The following is an 18,436-nucleotide window of genomic DNA, read 5'->3' as shown; positions in this document are numbered from 1 at the left end:
GAATCAATATCATTGCGATTCTCTTCTATAGCTGTTCCCTGTCCAAGGAGGCGGACATCCTCATGACGCTTATGGGCCTGTTGTTTTCCAGTCGAAAAAAAGCCTTTGCAGCCGTGGCGGTGCTGAGTGTGTTGAGCGCTGTGCTTAGCGTGGCGGTTTTGGCCTTTATTAGTCAGCGCTTACTGGCCGGAGGGGCTGATCTGCCTGTTGTATTGCTGCAGTTCGTTTTGCTGTTAGTGGCGTTATTTGTCACCGCTACCTTGGCACAGGTGACCTTGCATGTGCTTGGCCACAGGATGGTCTATGGCTTACGCCGGGATCTGGTGCGTCGAGTGCTGGCAACAGACATTGAGCAGTTGGAAAAAGTGGGTGGGCCGCATCTGCTGGCAGCGTTGAGCACCGACCTGCGTAACCTGACCATTGCCTTTGTGCATCTGCCAGAACTGGTTTACGGCGCGGCGCTTAGTGTGGCGGCTCTGGGATGGCTTGCCTGGCTGGCGCCGGGATTGTTTGTGGTTACTGTGGTCTGGTTGCTGGCAACCGCTGTGATGGGGGTCTGGTTGGTTGGCCGTATCAATTTCCATATTGGCAAGGTGCGCGAAGGGGACGACCACCTGTATCAGGATTATCAGGCCATGATTGATGGCCGCAAGGAGCTGGCATTGAACCGGCCTCGCGCCGCCCGTTTTTTTGATGAAGAGTTTGATGGCCATGCCCGCGCCTACCGGGATCATGTTACTCGGGCGGATATCTATAACGGTCTGGCGGGCAATATGGCCAATGTGCTGGTGCTGGCGTTGATTGGTGTGCTGTTTTATCTGGCGGTTGGTCAAGGGTGGGCTGATGCTAATACTGCGTCGATTTTTGCGCTGACGATTCTGTTACTGCGTACACCGTTGATTGGTGCGGTGGCGGCCTTGCCAACACTGCTGTCGGCACGGGTGTCTTTGCGCAAGCTAGTCGGGCTGCAACTGGCTCCTGATTCTGCTGACCTTCTGCAAAGCACCAGCAATACGCTGTCCGGCTTCAGTACTCTTAGCTTGCAGGGCGTGTGTTACCACTACCCAGAGCAGGACGGAGCACCGGGTTTTGCGGTGGGGCCGCTGGATATCACTATCCGTCGTGGGGAACTGATTTTTGTGCAAGGGGGCAATGGTAGTGGTAAGAGCACTTTTGCGCGTTTGCTGACGGGATTGTATCGGCCTCAGCAGGGTGAGCTGATAGTCGATGGCGAGCCCGTTACGGAATCAACCCGGGTGGCTTTTCGACAGCTTTTCTCTTCTGTTTTTACCGACTTCCATTTGTTCAGTCGCTTGCTCAAAGGCGATGGGACAGACGTGGCTAGCGCAGACGTGGATGCTTGGTTGGCCACCTTGGGGATGCAGCACAAGGTACGCGAGCAAGACGGGCGACTTAGCGATATCCGTTTCTCCCAAGGTCAGCGCAAACGTCTGGCACTGTTAATGGCGGTGGTGGAAAGCCGAGACTGTTTATTGCTGGATGAATGGGCAGCGGACCAGGATCCGCAGTTCCGGCAGTTTTTTTATCTCGATCTGCTGCCCCGGCTGCAGGCTACCGGTAAAACCATTATTGCCATTACTCACGATGATCATTACTTCGATCGTGCAGATCGCTTGTTGAAAATGGACGCTGGCCGTTTGCAGGAAATAGACGATTTGAGTGCTCGTGAGAGTGTTCAGGTATTGCGTGAAGCTAGCCTTTAGATCACCCCCTCGAAAATAGAGTGTTGCGTGTTTGAGCTTTCAGCGCTTGCACGCGTTGTTATTCATCCTGTCACCGGCGAGGAAGCCATGAGTATTGATAATCCTGAAACGGAATTCACCGTCGTCATCAATGACCAAGAACAGTACAGCATCTGGCCTACCTATCGTCCGGTTCCGGCAGGTTGGAAAACCGTTGGTGTCACTGGCAACAAGACTGAATGTCTTGAGCATATTAATCAGAGTTGGACGGATCAGCGCCCACGTCGCCTGCGTGATGCGCAAGCGTCCTGATTTCTCTTGCGCCTGCCCTAACGCCAAGGAGCTGATATGACCTGGTCTGCCAACGAAAATCTAAACCCGGGGCCGGACTGGGCCCCGCTTTCCTGTTCACAACAACGCTTGTGGCTTTTCACGCGGCTCTCTGCGCAGAGTACGGCGTATAACCTTGGCGCCATGCTGTGGCTGGAGGGAGAATTAAACCCAGAAGCACTCGAGCAGACCATTAATTATGTGATTGCACGGCAAGATATTGTGCGGGTGCAATTTGCCGAACGCGATGGGCAGGGGTGGCAAAGAATTGCGCCACATGAAGACCGGGTCTTGCAGTGCGAGGACGTTAGTAATAGGGCGGATCCGGTGGCGGCCGCTTATGCGTTGGGCCATGAGTTTAATGCGACGCCGTTTGATCTGGAGACGGATTCGTTGATGCGGTATCGGTTGGTAAAATTGAATGAGCAGCGACACGTGCTGCTGATTTCCCTACACCATATTGTGGGCGACGCCTGGTCTCTGGGCGTATTCATGCAGGAATTTCTGTATGCCTATAGCGCCTTGCGGGAGGGTTTAGAGCCTAAGCTACCGTCACTGGAAACCCGCTATCTGGATTGGGTGAAAACCGAAGTGCAGTGGCTTGCCAGTGAGAACGCGAAATCACAGCTAGAGTACTGGGTTGAAACGCTGGAGCACGAAGGTGAGCCGCTGGCGTTGCCGCGTCTGTCACCACAAAGTGGGGTATCCAACGCGGCGCGCTATCGCGATTTCTCCCTTAGCATTGAGCAAACGCAGCGACTGAAAAAGTTTTCCAGAACGCAGGGGGTTAGTCGCTTCACGGTATTGCTTTCGGTGCTGCAGTATCTGCTCTTTCGCATATCAGGGCAGTCATTAGTTCGCGTTGGCGTGCCCAGCGCGAACCGTAATAGCAGTAACCAGCTTTTGATGGGATTTTTTGTCAATAATCTGGTGGTGCAGGGCGAAGTGTTGCCAGCCCAATCAGTCAGTGATTGGATTGCCCATATTCACCATGCATTGAGTAACGCAAAAAAACATCGAGATATTCCCTTCGAGAAAATTGTCGATGAGCTCAGTGATTCCCGTCGTGCTGGAAGTCACCCTTTGTTCCAAGTGGCGTTTAACTATCGTCAGCAGGGCAAGGGGTTGAGCTTAAACTTGGGAAACCTGCTGGTGCGGGTGGAAGATCTACCGGTAACGGAGACGCCATTTGATCTAGTGCTGGATGCCTGGCCAGATGAACACGGCGGCCTGACGCTACGTTTGGTTTATGGTGAGGGTATTTTCGATGATGCTTTCGCTGAGCGAATGGTCGCTGGTTTTGAGCAGGTGCTGGATCAGTGGCTGCAAGCCCCCGCGTTACCGTTGACAGAAAGCGCCGCACTGGTCCCGGGTGACGTAGCTTTACTGCAAGAGTGGGGTCAGGGTGAAGGCGAGTGGCAAGCGACGAGTTTTGTGTCCTTATTCTCGCAGCAGGCGGCAAAGCGGGGCGATGCCATTGCGCTAGTGCACGGTGGCACTCGCGTGTCGTTTGCCGAACTGGAAGCGCGCTCTAATCAGCTGGCCCGTTACTTGATGGGCCAAGGCGTGAAAGCGGATCAAGTGGTGGGGGTGTCGTTCGAACGTGGCGTCACCATGGTGGAAGCCTTTATTGCGGTGATGAAAGCCGGTGGTGCTTTTCTACCGCTGGACCCGGGGTATCCCGCTGATCGTTTGCGCTACATGCTGGAAGACAGTGGCGCGAGCCTGCTGCTCACCTCCTCTGACCTGATCGACACCCTGCCGAGCGTTGAAGCCGTTAACCCCATTGCGGTCGATGAGCTTTCGCTGGACGATTTTGCCTACGGCATCCTTAACGATGAACCGCACCCAGACCAGCTCGCCTATGTAATTTACACCTCCGGTTCCACCGGCAAGCCTAAAGGCGTGTCGTTGACCCATGCCGGGCTGAGCATGCATGTGCAAACGATCGGTGAGCGCTACGGCATGACGCCGGATGATGTGGAGCTGCAGTTTGCGTCCATTAGTTTTGATGGCGCGGTGGAGCGCTGGACAGTGCCGCTGGCCTTTGGCTCGCGGGTAGTGATTCGCGATCAAGCATTGTGGAGCGCTGAAAAATGCTGTGAGGTGCTGCAGGAAGAAGGTGTCACCATCGCCTGTTTTCCGCCCAGTTATGTGGGGCCGCTGCTGGACTGGATTGAGCAAGAAAAGCCACCGCTGAACGTGCGTTCCTGGACATTGGGCGGTGAAGCGTTTACCCGGGAAACCTTCGAGCGGATGCAGCAGGTATTAAAGCCGCAACGCATTCTCAACGGTTACGGCCCGACAGAAACCGTGGTAACGCCGATGCTATGGGCGGCCTATGAAGGCGATACGCTGAGCAGCGCCTACGCGCCCATTGGTCATGCGGTGGGGCCGCGAAAACTTTACGTGCTGGATCAGGATTTAAACCGTGTTCCTGTGGGCGTGGCGGGCGAGCTGTATATCGGTAACGAAGTGGGGCTGGCCCGTGGCTATCATCAGCGCCCAGACCTGACCGCCGAACGGTTTTTGCCTGACCCGTTTGGCGAACCCGGTGAGCGCATGTACCGCACCGGAGATTTAGTGAAGTACCGCGCCGACGGGGTAATGGAATACCTGGGGCGGGTGGATCAGCAGGTAAAAATTCGCGGTTTCCGCATTGAGCTGGGAGAAATTGAAAGCCAGCTACTGGGCCATGAACAGATTCGTGAAGCCGCCGTGGTGGCACAGCCTTCCCCCACCGGTGATAGATTGGTTGGCTACATTGTGATGCGCAATGCGTCGCACTCTGTCCCCTGTGAGCATGAGCCACAAACGATTCTGGCTGCCCTGTCTGAGTCGCTGCCGGACTACATGGTGCCTAGCCAGTTAATCACGCTGGAAGCCATGCCGCTGACGCCGGCGGGTAAAGTGGATCGCAAAGCCTTGCCGGTAGCGCAGTGGCAAAAGGCCAGTGAAGGGGCGCCGCCGCAAACCGATAACGAAAAGGTACTTGCGGACATTTGGCAGTCTCTTCTGGGCCGAGAAGGCGTGAGTCGTGATGATAATTTCTTTGCCCTGGGCGGCGATTCCATTTTGGCTTTGCAGGTGGTCAGCCGTGCTCGGCAACAGGGCTTGGCATTAACGCCTAAGGACCTTTTTGAACACCCGGTGCTGAGTCAGCAGGCCGCAGTGGCGGATCCGGTGAATGTCACCATGGCCAGCCAAGAGCCCTTGTCTGGCCCGGTGTTTTTATTGCCGATTCAACAGCGTTTTATTCAGCAGCGAGGGTTGTCCGCTTGCAATCAATATTTGCGCTTTTCCGTGCAAAAACATTTTGATGCGCAGATGCTGGAACAGGCGTTGCAGAGGTTGGTGGCGCAACACGATGCGCTGCGCGTTCAGTTCGATAATCAACAGGTGGGAACAGCGTATTGCCTGCCGGTGAATGACGCGCCGTTGTTGCAACAGATAGACAGTGACGATAGTGCCGCCATCGAAGCTCAGATGATCGCCGTGCAGCGCAGCCTGAATCCGGCGAAGGGCACCTTATTGGGTGCGCTGTATGTTACTGGGGCTTCCCCGCAGTTGTTGCTTAGCATTCACCATTTGGCGGTGGATGGGGTGTCTTGGCGTATTTTGTTGGAAGATTTTTTTACGGCTTACCAGCAAATTGAAGTAAGCGGAAAGGCCTCCTTGCCGCGCAAGACACACACTTTGCGCGATTGGCAGGAGATACTGGACCAGCACTTTCTGCCGCAGGCAGAACAAGCGTTGCCTTACTGGCAAGCGGTGTGTGAGCCCATGCCACCATTATTTTCCACGGTGCAAGGTGGCGTCGCTTCACGTATTGATCGGCAAACCGATGCCCAGACATTGAGCCGCTGGCAGCATAGCGCTGACCGTTATGCCTCGTTGAATCTGGAAGAATTTTTGCTTATCGCGCTGGCCCAGACACTGGCCGATTTCAGTGGTCGCAATGCGGTACGCATTCACCGGGAAAGCCATGGTCGGGCAGCCGGTGATACCGCGGTGGACTTAAGTCGTACGGTGGGCTGGTTGACCAGTTTGTATCCCCAACGGCTAGATCGTGCCGAGGATCTGACGGCCACCATCAAGCAGCAAAAAGAACAATTGCGCCAGCCCGCCAATGGTGGGTTGGCGTATGGCTTGCTGGTTCAGCACGGCAAACTGGAGGATGGGGACCACCGCCTGGATGTGCTGTTCAATTATCTTGGTCAGTTCCGGCACGATGATATGCCCGGCGTGTCGTTAATGGACGCAGGCCTGTGGCAGGAAACGGATGCTCCGGCCGATGCGCCATTGGTGATCAACGCAGATCAACAAAACGGCGCCTTGCGCATTCAGGTGAATGTAGATGGTGAATCTCTCTCCCAGGGGCAGGGTGATAGGCTGGTAAGCCAGTGGCTGGAGCAGTGCGAACGTTTGGCACGGCACTGTGCCACGCAGGCCCCGGTGCTAACCCCGGCGGATATGCCACTGGCATCGCTAACCCAAATGCAACTGGACGCCCTACATGACCGTCCGCAGCAAATTTTGCCCCTGTCGCCGTTGCAATCAGGGCTGCTATTTCATTCCCAGTTAAGTGGTAACAACAGTACCTATGTAAACCAACTGGTGTTGCCGCTCACCGGAGTACAGCCAGCCCGGATGCGCCAGGCCTGGCAGACACTACTGGAACGCCATGGTGTGTTGCGCACAAGTTTGCTGCCTGCAGCGCAGGCAGACGATCGCCATCAAGCGGTTTGGTCTACGCAGCAGGTGAAGCTGCCCTGGTGTGAACTGGATCTGCGCGGTGAAGGTGATAGTGCATCGGCGCTGGATAAGTGGTGCAAGCAGCGGCGGGAAAATGGGTTCGACTTGCAAGCGGCGCCGCTGTGGAAAGTCGACTTGTTGCGTGCCAGCGAAGACCGGTTTGAGTGCGTGCTGACACTGCACCATATCCTCATGGATGGCTGGAGCACCGGGGTGCTGCTCACAGAATTGATGGCTCTGTATCACGGCAAGACACTGGCGGCGATGCCGAAAAGCTATGCGGATTATCTGGCTTGGTTGCAGCAGCAGGACCGGGCCGTCACTCGAGCATTTTGGCAACAGTACCTGTCGTCGGTGCAGCTGCCCACCCGGCTGGTGGACGCCGTGGGGACGGGGGAGAAAGGCGCGTTTCGCCGGCACCCCATCGAATTTGATGCGGCCACCAGCGACAGCCTGCGCCAAGCCGCCCGTGACAAAGGGTTGACCATCAATACCCTGGTGCAAGCCGCCTGGGCACGGGTGCTGGGCCGTTTTACCGGCCAGCAGCGAGTGGTCTTCGGTAATACGGTAGCGGGTCGACCGGCGGAATTGGCAGGCAGCGACAGTATGCTGGGGCTGTTTATTAATACCCTACCCATGACTGTGCCACTGCATGGCGAACAACCGGTGGCGGACTGGTTGATGCAATTGCAGGCGGACAATGCGGCGCTACGGGAACAGGGCCACGCGCCATTGTTCGAAGTGCAACAGGATGCCGGCTGGGGCGGGGAGGGGTTGTTCGACACCTTGTTGGTGTTTGAAAACTACCCGCTAGATGAATCTCTTTTGGGGGGTGGGCAGAGTGAATTGCAATTGGGGACTCCCACCAGCCACGAGTTCACTCATTACCCGTTGACTGTGGCAGTGTTGCCCGGCGATCACCTGCAAATGTTGTTCGCCCACGATAGCCAAGCGTTGCCGGTGCCGTTGGTGGAGCGCATGGCCAGCGCCTTTAAGCGAACGTTGCTGGCGTTGTCTCAATCCGAGGGCATGACCTTGGCCGAACTGAATGCGCTGGGTGACGATGCCGCCCCATTGCAACAGTGGAGTCAGGGTGAGGGTGAGTGGGTTGCGGATAGCTTCGTTTCCCTGTTCTCGCAACAGGCCGCCAAACGCGGTGATGCCATTGCGCTGGTGCACGGCGGCACTCGCGTGTCGTTTGCCGAACTGGAAGCGCGCTCCAATCAGCTGGCCCGTTATTTACTCGAACAAGGCGTGCAGCCGGATGAGGTCGTCGGGGTGTCGTTCGAACGCGGCGTCACCATGGTGGAAGCCTTTATTGCGGTGATGAAAGCCGGTGGCGCCTTCCTGCCGTTGGACCCGGGTTATCCGAAAGATCGCCTGCATTACATGCTCAAAGACAGCGGTGCCCGCTTGTTGCTTACCTCTTCAGCGTTGATTGGGGTTCTGCCTGAGGTTGCAACGGTTGCTCCAGTGGCGATTGATCGTTTGTCGCTGAACGATTTCCCTGCGAATGCGTTGAATAACGAGCCGCACCCAGACCAGCTCGCCTATGTAATTTACACCTCCGGTTCCACCGGTAAGCCTAAAGGCGTGTCGTTGACCCATGCCGGGCTGAGCATGCATGTGCAAACGATCGGTGAGCGCTACGGCATGACGCCGGATGATGTGGAGCTGCAGTTTGCGTCCATTAGTTTTGATGGCGCGGTGGAGCGCTGGACAGTGCCGCTGGCCTTTGGCTCGCGGGTAGTGATTCGCGATCAAGCATTGTGGAGCGCTGAAAAATGCTGTGAGGTGCTGCAGGAAGAAGGTGTCACCATCGCCTGTTTTCCGCCCAGTTATGTGGGGCCGCTGCTGGACTGGATTGAGCAAGAAAAGCCACCGCTGAACGTGCGTTCCTGGACATTGGGCGGTGAAGCGTTTACCCGGGAAACCTTCGAGCGGATGCAGCAGGTATTAAAGCCGCAACGCATTCTCAACGGTTACGGCCCGACAGAAACCGTGGTAACGCCGATGCTGTGGGCGGCCTATGAAGGCGATACGCTGAGCAGCGCCTACGCGCCCATTGGTCATGCGGTGGGGCCGCGAAAACTTTACGTGCTGGATCAGGATTTAAACCGTGTTCCTGTGGGCGTGCCGGGCGAGCTGTATATCGGTAACGAAGTGGGGCTGGCCCGTGGCTATCATCAGCGCCCAGACCTGACTGCCGAACGGTTTTTGCCTGACCCGTTTGGCGAACCCGGTGAGCGCATGTACCGCACCGGAGATTTAGTGAAGTACCGCGCCGACGGGGCAATGGAATACCTGGGCCGGGTGGATCAGCAGGTAAAAATTCGTGGTTTCCGCATTGAGCTGGGAGAAATTGAAAGCCGGTTGCTGGCCCATCCACAGGTGCGCGAAGCGGTGGTGCTGGCTCAGCCGTCACCGGGGGGCGACCGGCTGGTAGGCTATTTGGTGCCGCGCGGTCCGCTCAGTACCGATGCACTGATTGCCACGCTGGCAGAGAGCCTGCCGGACTATATGGTGCCCAGCCATTTATTAACCCTGGAAGCCATGCCGCTGACACCGGCGGGCAAGGTGAACCGCAAGGCATTACCCCTGCCTCAATGGCAGGCGAGCCGTGCTGGTGACGCGCCACAAGCCGGCACGGAAACGTTGCTTGCTGAGATTTGGCAATCCCTGTTGGGGCAGGAAAAAATCAGCCGCGATGATCACTTCTTTAATCTGGGTGGGCATTCATTATTAGCGGTGCAGATGGTTAACCGGCTGCGCCATCAGCACCAGCTGGACCTGCCCTTAAACCGTATTTTCGAGCAACCTTTGCTGAGGCAATGTGCATTGTTGTGTCAGCCGGCGAATGCCATGCCGGACATTCAGCCGGTGCCTCGCCATGGCGATTTGCCTTGTTCTGCGGCCCAGCGGCGGCTCTGGTTCGTGCAGCAGCTGGAGCCGAAAAACGGTGCGTACCATATGCCGCTGGGGCTGGAGGTGCGCGGTGAACTGCATCAAGCAGCGCTGCAGCAGGCGGTGGATACCTTGGTGGCCAACCATGAAAGCTTGCGGACCCGTTTTGTGGATGTGGGCGGGGAGCCTCGTCAGCGTATTCTTGATGACGCAGCGGTGATTGTTCAGTGGCAAGATTTGAGCGATGAGGCCAGCTCAGAGGATGTGCATCGTTGTCAGCATGAGGTGCTGACCAAACCGTTCGATCTGGCGGCGGATGCGTTATTGCGCGTGCAGGTTGTGAAGCTCTCGGCGCAACGTTATCAGCTGATGTTGGTGCAGCATCACATCATCGGTGATGGAATTTCCATGCAATTGCTGTTGGCGGAGTTGAGCGAACTGTACCGGCTTGCTCATCAGGGGGCACGCCTAGTGCCTTCCCCAGCGGCCATCCAGTACGCAGATTACGCGGCCTGGCAGCAGCAATGGCTGAATAGCGACGAGGCCCGAGCCCAGACCCGGTGGTGGGTTGAGCAGTTGGGTGATGGCGGCGAGCCGCTGGCCTTGCCCACGGATTTCCCCCGTGGTGCTCTGCCTGAGAATGAAAACGGGGGCGCTCGCTTGCCAGTGTCGATCAGTGATCGACAGCTGACGCAGCTCAAGCAACGGGCCAGCGAGTTGGGTTCTACCGTCTCGACCTTGTTACTCACTGTCTGGCAGACCTTATTGCATCGTTACAGTGGCCAAGCACAGGTGCGGGTTGGTGTGCCGGTGGCCGGTCGCTTGCAGTCGCAAACTGAAAACTTGCAGGGCTGCTTTATTAACACCCTGGTAGTCCCGGCGACTTACCAACAACCGCAATCGTTTGCCCAGCATGTGGCGGCGACTCAGCGGTTTATGGGTAAAGCCCAGGGGCGTCAATCGTTGCCTTTTGAGGTGTTGGTGGATGCGCTCGGGGTTGATCGGAATCTGGATCGTCACCCTCTGTTTCAGGTGGTCTTCAATCATCAACGCCTCAGTCAGACGTTTGCTCCCCAATGGCCGGAAGCGGTGATCACGCCGTTCGACCCTGGCGCGGCCGGTGCCCAGTTCGAATTGGCGCTGGATATTTTGGAAGACGATGAACAGCTGCAGGGTTTTATTGGTTATGCCACTGCGCTGTTTAAACCGCAAACCATTGCGCGCCTGCGAGACCATTTCTTTATTTTGCTTGAGGCGTTGCTCAATGACCCGCAGCAGCTGTTGGCCGACACGGCTTTACTGACGGCTGAAGAAATCAGTGACCAACAGCACTTCAATCACACCAAAAAAGACTGGGGCGATTTTACTGCACTGCCCAAGCGTCTGAGTCAGCAGGCGGGCCGCACTCCCGATGCCGTCGCCTTGAGCATGGGTGAGCAACAACTCAGTTACGCGCAACTGGACCGCAAGGTGAATCAACTGGCTAACCGACTGCGCCGTGCGGGGGTGAAAGAGGAGGTGCGAGTGGCCATCGGCTTGCCCCGTTCGCTGGAGCTGGTCATCGGCATTCTTGCCATCACCCGTGCGGGTGGCGCCTATGTCCCGTTGGATCCGAGTTACCCGCAGGATCGCCTGAGCTACATTTTAGAGGCGTCTTCGCCGGCCTTGCTGCTGACCCACAGCAGCCTGCTGGGCGGTTGGCCCAAAGCGGTGCCCATGTGGTGCCTGGATGAACTGGATGTGAGCGATCAGCCGACAACGCCGCCCCCGGTGCAGTGGCATCCAGATCAGGCGGTTTATGTGATCTATACCTCCGGCTCCACAGGTAAGCCCAAGGGTGTGCTCAATACTCAGGCGGCGCTGGAAAACCGGTTGCTGTGGATGCAGAACGAATATCCGTTGCAGGCTGCGGACTGTGTATTGCAAAAAACGCCCTTCAGCTTTGATGTGTCCGTGTGGGAGTTTTTCTGGCCGTTGATGGTTGGCGCACGGTTGGCGGTGGCGCCGCCGCAGGCCCATGGTGACCCGCAGTGGTTGCAGCAGGTAATGGCCGATGAAGGTGTTACCACACTGCACTTTGTGCCATCCATGCTGAAAGCGTTTGTGGATGCCTCCGGGTTGCAAAATGTGCCGCGGCTCAAGCGCTTGATCTGTAGCGGCGAAGCGTTGGATATGGAACTGCAGAAAGCCGTGTTCACCAGCCGTGATGATGTCGAACTGCATAACCTATACGGCCCAACCGAGGCTGCCATTGATGTGAGTTTCTGGCAATGCCAGCCGGAAGGCGGGCATACCGTGCCCATCGGTGCACCGATTAGCAATATCCAATTGTATGTGTTGGATACGGATCTTAATCCGGTGCCCCGTGGGGTTCCCGGTGAGTTGTATCTAGCGGGTATAGGGTTGGCGCGTGGGTATTTTGGTCGTTCGGATCTGACTGCGGAACGTTTTGTGCCTAACCCCTACGGTGACGCAGGCAGCCGCATGTATCGCACGGGTGATCAGGTGCGCCAACGGGGCGATGGCATCATTGAATATCTGGGCCGCCTTGACCATCAGGTGAAGATTCGTGGCCTACGCATCGAGCTGGGTGAAATCGAACAACAACTGAAGCAATTGCCGGATGTAAATGATGCGGTTGTTGTTGCTGATCACAGTGATACCGGTGATCAGTTGGTGGCGTATGTGAGCGCCGATAGCGATAACCGTGAAGCCTGGCAACAGGCCCTTGCGGATGCATTGCCCGAGTACATGGTGCCCGCACTGTTTATGGTTCTGGAGGCTCTGCCGTTATCCCCCAACGGCAAGCTGGATCGCAAGGCGTTACCTGCACCGCAATGGCAAGCCCGTGAATACCGTGCTCCGCAAACCGAAACCGAACAGCAATTGGCTTCGCTGTGGGAAGAGCTGCTGGGGCAACCCCGTGTGGGGCTGGATGACAATTTCTTTGTCCTCGGTGGGCACTCGCTGTTAGCCACACGCGTCGTTGCTGCGCTGCGTGATCGCTGGGGGGTGGATGTTCCCCTGCGTGCGTTATTTGAGGCGGACACGCTGCAGGCGTTGGCTGCACTGGTAGATGAGAACAACGGCGAAGCCAAACAGCAAGAGCAAGAGGATCTGTCGGCCATGGCCGATCTTCTCGATGACCTGGAAGATTTATGATCTGGAGTGAAGTATGAGCCTGGATAAGGCGGCACTGGCCCGGCGTTTTATGGCGCTGGATGAAACAAAGCAGGCGGTTTTTCTACAAAAACTGGGCGAGAAAGGTATTCCCTTCGAGCGCCTGCCTATTGTCGCCGGTAACCGCCCAGCTCGTATCCCACTGGCGCCAGCCCAGCAGCGGCTGTGGACGATTCATCAGTTGGAGCCAGCAAACACCGCCTACCACTTGAGTGCTGCTTTTGAGCTTAACGGGCCATTGGATGTGCCGCGCTTGTTACGCGCCATGGATGCGGTGGTTCGCCGACATGAGAGCCTGCGTACCCGTTTTGTAGAAGAGGATGGTGAAGGTTACCAGCGTATTGTCGCCGACACCCTGACGGTTGAGCAGCGGGATGCACGCGCGCTGGATGATGGTGACCGGCAGACCCTTGCGGATGAACACGCTAGCCGTCTCTTTGTGCTGGGCAGTGATTCTCCCTTGCGGGTGCAATTGCTGCAGCTGTCTGAGCAATGCTGGCGGCTGCAGCTGGTGATGCATCACCTGGTGTCCGATGGCTGGTCCATGGATGTGTTCTTTGCGGACCTGGCGCGGGCGTATCTCAGTGACTCCCCGTTGCCAGCCCTGGCTATTCAGTATGCGGATTATGCGCTTTGGCAGAAGGCCTGGTTGGATGCCGGTGAACGGGATCGGCAACTCAGCTATTGGCGTGAACAACTGGGCCATGATCAACAGGAGAGGGCCCAGCCACCCTTGCTGATTGCCCATGATAGGGCGCCGGCGCAGACCGCCTTGCGTTCCGCCGCCAGTGTGCAGTGGTCTGTGCCGGCCCATTTACAGGGGCCGTTACAAGCGCTGGCGCGGGATAACGACACAACATTGTTCACGGTGGTGTTGGCGGCATGGCAATGGGCTTTGGCGTCTGTGAGTGGCCGTCGTGATATTCCGGTGGGTGTGCCGGTGGCCAACCGGGAGCGCGCCGAGGTAGAAGCGCTGGTGGGTTTTTTTGTGAATACCTTGGTGCTACGGGGTAAGCCTCGGGCGGCGTTTACGGTGAATCAATGGGTAACCCAACTGCACCAGACTATGCTGGATGCCCAGGCCCATCAGGCGCTGCCGTTCGATCAACTGGTGGCTTTCTTGGCGCCACAGCGGGAGCCGGGCGAGACGCCGCTTTTTCAGGTTCTGTTCAATTATCAACGGCGTGATACAAAGGCGAGAAATCTCAGTGACAACGTCACCATTGTGCCGCTGGCTCAGGGGGTGCCGCATGCGTTGTTTGATCTGGCGCTTGATGCCCATGAGGGTGAAGGCGGCGCCTTATTGTTGACGCTGACCTATGCTGCCGATCGCTTTCATTCAGAAACGGTAGAGCGCCTGAAACAGGCTATGAATCAGGTGTTGACCGCATTCAGTCAGGGCCAGCATACGTTAGGCTCGATCAGTGTGGCAGAAAGCGATGTGTCCAGACTGCAAGAGTGGGGTCAGGGTGAAGGCGAGTGGCAAGCGACGAGTTTTGTGTCCTTATTCTCGCAGCAGGCGGCAGAGCGGGGCGATGCCATTGCGCTGGTGCACGGTGGCACTCGCGTGTCGTTTGCCGAACTGGAAGCGCGCTCTAATCAGTTGGCCCGTTACTTGATGGGGCAGGGCGTGAAAGCGGATCAAGTGGTGGGGGTGTCGTTCGAACGTGGCGTCACCATGGTGGAAGCCTTTATTGCGGTGATGAAAGCCGGGGGTGCTTTTCTGCCGCTGGACCCAGGGTATCCCGCTGATCGTTTGCGCTACATGCTGGAAGACAGTGGCGCGAGCCTGCTGCTCACCTCCTCTGACCTGATCGACACCCTGCCGAGCGTTGAAGCCGTTAACCCCATTGCGGTCGATGAGCTTTCGCTGGACGATTTTGCCTACGGCATCCTTAACGATGAACCGCACCCAGACCAGCTCGCCTATGTAATTTACACCTCCGGTTCCACCGGCAAGCCTAAAGGCGTGTCGTTGACCCATGCCGGGCTGAGCATGCATGTGCAAACGATCGGTGAGCGCTACGGCATGACGCCGGATGATGTGGAGCTGCAGTTTGCGTCCATTAGTTTTGATGGCGCGGTGGAGCGCTGGACAGTGCCGCTGGCCTTTGGCTCGCGGGTAGTGATTCGCGATCAAGCATTGTGGAGCGCTGAAAAATGCTGTGAGGTGCTGCAGGAAGAAGGTGTCACCATCGCCTGTTTTCCGCCCAGTTATGTGGGGCCGCTGCTGGACTGGATTGAGCAAGAAAAGCCACCGCTGAACGTGCGTTCCTGGACATTGGGCGGTGAAGCGTTTACCCGGGAAACCTTCGAGCGGATGCAGCAGGTATTAAAGCCGCAACGCATTCTCAACGGTTACGGCCCGACAGAAACCGTGGTAACGCCGATGCTGTGGGCGGCCTATGAAGGCGATACGCTGAGCAGCGCCTACGCGCCCATTGGTCGTGCGGTGGGGCCGCGAAAACTTTACGTGCTGGATCAGGATTTAAACCGTGTTCCTGTGGGCGTGGCGGGCGAGCTGTATATCGGTAACGAAGTGGGGCTGGCCCGTGGCTATCATCAGCGCCCGGACCTGACCGCCGAACGGTTTTTGCCTGACCCGTTTGGCAAACCCGGTGAGCGCATGTACCGCACCGGAGATTTAGTGAAGTACCGCGACGACGGGGTAATGGAATACCTGGGGCGGGTGGATCAGCAGGTAAAAATTCGCGGTTTCCGCATTGAGCTGGGAGAAATTGAAAGCCAGCTACTGGGCCATGAACAGATTCGTGAAGCCGTCGTGGTGGCACAGCCTTCCCCCACCGGTGATAGATTGGTTGGCTACATTGTGATGCGCAATGCAGCGCACTCTGTCCCCCGTGAGCATGAGCCACAAACGATCCTTTCTGCCCTGTCTGAGTCGCTGCCGGACTACATGGTGCCTAGCCAGTTAATCACGCTGGAAGCCATGCCGCTGACGCCGGCGGGTAAAGTGGATCGCAAAGCCCTGCCGGTAGCGCAGTGGCACACGGCCAGTGAAGGGGCGCCGCCGCAAACCGATAACGAAAAGGTGCTTGCGGACATTTGGCAGTCTCTTCTGGGCCGAGAAGGGGTGAGTCGTGATGATAATTTCTTTGCCCTGGGCGGCGATTCCATTTTGGCTTTGCAGGTGGTCAGCCGTGCTCGGCAACAGGGCTTGGCATTAACGCCTAAGGACCTTTTTGAACACCCGCGATTACACGATCTGGCGGCGTGCGCAGTGAACGCAGAGGCCTCGATTATTTCCCAGCAGCCCTTGCAGGGTGAGCTTGGTCTTCTGCCCATTCAACAGCATTTCTTTTCCCTGAGACCGCCTAGCCCTAGTCACTGGAACCAACATTTGTGGTTGGCGTTGGATGCGCCCATGGATCGCCAAGCACTGAATGTTACCTTGCAGGCGCTCTACCGGCAGCACGACGCGTTACGTCTGCAGTTTACTTATGAGGCGAATGGCTGGAGGCAAACCTGTTTGTCGGCGGACAGGCCCTACGATGAATTATTGTGGTGGTGTCAGGCTGCTGACGAAGCGGCGGTTGACACCCTGTGCGAGCAGACTCAGCAAAGCCTGAATATTGAAACCGGTGAACTGTTTCGTGTCCTTTACGTGCAAACGCCGCAGCAACCGGATCGAATGTTATTGGTGATTCATCACCTTGCGGTGGATGGCGTATCTTGGCGTATTTTGTTGGATGACCTGCTCAATGCCTACGGGCAAGCCTTAACGGGCGCGGCGATAACCCTGCCGGAGCGTAGCCATAATTTGAGCGATTGGCACCAGGCGCTGGAGCAATGGCTGCAGAGTAAAGGGAAAGCACGCTTGCCGTTCTGGCAGGGGCAACAGCCGAAAAAAATAGACAGTGCCCTGCCTACCTTTGCGGAAAAGGAAAGCGTGGCCTTGTCGTTGGGCAAGGATGATACCCGCAGGTTGCTACAGGACGCGCCTGTTAAGTTGGGCGTGTCGGTTCCCGCTCTATTGCTGACGGCGCTCACCCGGACGTTGAAACCTTCCGCTATGGGCGCCTCGCTGGCGGTGCGTTCCGCCGCTGAGGGGCATGAGGCTGGCAGCGAGTCGCCCTCACAAGACAATCATCTCGTTATTAATCTGGAAGGCCATGGCCGTGAAACGCGCCTGGCACCCGGTTTGGATTTGAGCCGTACCCTGGGTTGGTTCACCAGCCTCTTCCCGCTGAGGTTGCCGTTCGACGGCGACCCGCGCCGGAATCTTTTTGCGGTCTCGCAACAGCTGGCAAATACCGAGGCTGACGGCGGCGTGGGCTATGGCGCACTGCGCTATCTTGCCGACAGTCCGCTTAACGACAGCACCGATGCGCCAGTGACGTTCAACTATCTTGGCCAGTATCACAATGATGCGTTGATTCAGGGTTTCACTCCTTTGCCGGGCGGCGGTAAGGCTCAGGCAGAGGACAACCCCATGGCTGCGCCGCTGGCCATTAATGGTCAGGTGGTGGCGGGCAAGCTGGAGTTGGTTTGGGATTTTGCTCGCAGCCATTACCCGCGCCAGCAAGTACAGCACTTGTGCGGTCGTTATCGGCAGGAGCTGCTTGCCTTGTTGGACCTGGCCGACTCACCACAGGAAGCGCGGGCCGACCCGGCGTTGGTAACCGTGCTGAATAGCAGTGCAGACGCGCCTGTGTTGTGGTGTCCCCATCCCGTGACGGGGCGCACCACGGGTTATCAAGCGCTGGCCGCCAGCCTGCAAGAGCAGTGGCAGGTGCGTGGCTTGCAATCACGCAGCTTCCTCGAGCCTGGCTGGTTCGATCCGTCGTTGAGTGAAATGGTAGAGCGGTATTACCGCACGGTGCGCCAGGCGCAACCTGAAGGCCCGTACTATTTATTGGGCTGGTCCATGGGAGGCGCCTTGTCCATGGAGCTTGCCCACCGATTGGAGCAAGCCGGTGAAGAGGTAGCCTTTGTGGGGCTGCTGGATACCTATGTGCCGGGCCACGAAGTGCCGGAAGATCAGTGGTCGTCGCCACAGGCGCAACAAACCTTGCGTGCACATTTGGGCATGCTGCTGACTTGCGCGCCCGCTACCGCGTTAGACGATTGCATGGCGCGTTTGCGTGACAGCAAGCCCGCGCAATGGCCGCAGAACTTTACACAGTGGCTGGCTACGCAACCGATTGAGGCGGCGGTGGCAGACAGTGCTGCGCAGTTATTGCATGCCTGGGCTGTGGAGCAACATTTGCGGGATTTGTGTTGGGGTTATCAGCTGCCGACATTGCATACCCCGGTGCACAGTTGGTGGGCCAGTGAGCCAGCGGGGCGCGCTCAGGCCCTTCAACGCGGGTTAGCGTTATGTGCTGAACTTGCCCATACCGAGACGGTATCGGCGGACCACCTGACGATCGTGCGGGAGCCGTCCCTGTTACAGGGCTTGTCCGTTTTGCTGAAGTGTTGCAAGGCTGGCAACGCATTGATGGACATACCGGGCTAATCATTGTTGTTGTGCACTAGTCGTGAGCTTCGTAATATGTATAATGCTGTTGCGAATCATTCCTATTACTGTATGTCTTACGATT

At 57.2% G+C, this 18,436-nt stretch carries 4 protein-coding genes; all 4 read left to right on the top strand.

The window, feature by feature from the left end; genetic code table 11:
• Positions 1-62 precede the first annotated feature (62 nt).
• The 4 genes from ABNH10_RS00665 (at position 63) to ABNH10_RS00650 (ending at position 18,351) form a co-directional block, all read left to right on the top strand.
• The gene (locus ABNH10_RS00665) at positions 63-1,724 is read left to right on the top strand and encodes a multidrug ABC transporter permease/ATP-binding protein (RefSeq protein WP_349384285.1); all 1,662 of its coding nucleotides are present in this window, start codon (positions 63-65) and stop codon (positions 1,722-1,724) included.
• Positions 1,725-1,811: 87 nt separating this feature from the next.
• Positions 1,812-2,015 (top strand): MbtH family protein, encoded by a 204-nt coding sequence (locus ABNH10_RS00660; protein ID WP_035458910.1) that lies wholly within the window; start codon positions 1,812-1,814, stop codon positions 2,013-2,015.
• 36 nt (positions 2,016-2,051) lie between these two features.
• A complete protein-coding gene (locus tag ABNH10_RS00655; RefSeq protein WP_349384284.1) occupies positions 2,052-12,854 on the top strand; it encodes a non-ribosomal peptide synthetase in 10,803 nt (3,600 codons plus the stop codon).
• Positions 12,855-12,867: 13 nt separating this feature from the next.
• A complete protein-coding gene (locus ABNH10_RS00650; protein WP_349384283.1) occupies positions 12,868-18,351 on the top strand; it encodes a non-ribosomal peptide synthetase in 5,484 nt (1,827 codons plus the stop codon).
• Positions 18,352-18,436 lie beyond the last annotated feature (85 nt).

The sequence above is a fragment of the Alcanivorax sp. genome, assembly GCF_040119285.1.
Classification (GTDB): Bacteria; Pseudomonadota; Gammaproteobacteria; order Pseudomonadales; family Alcanivoracaceae; genus Alcanivorax.
Note: the sequence above shows the minus strand (reverse complement) of the source record. Positions and strands in the feature narration are given on the sequence as shown.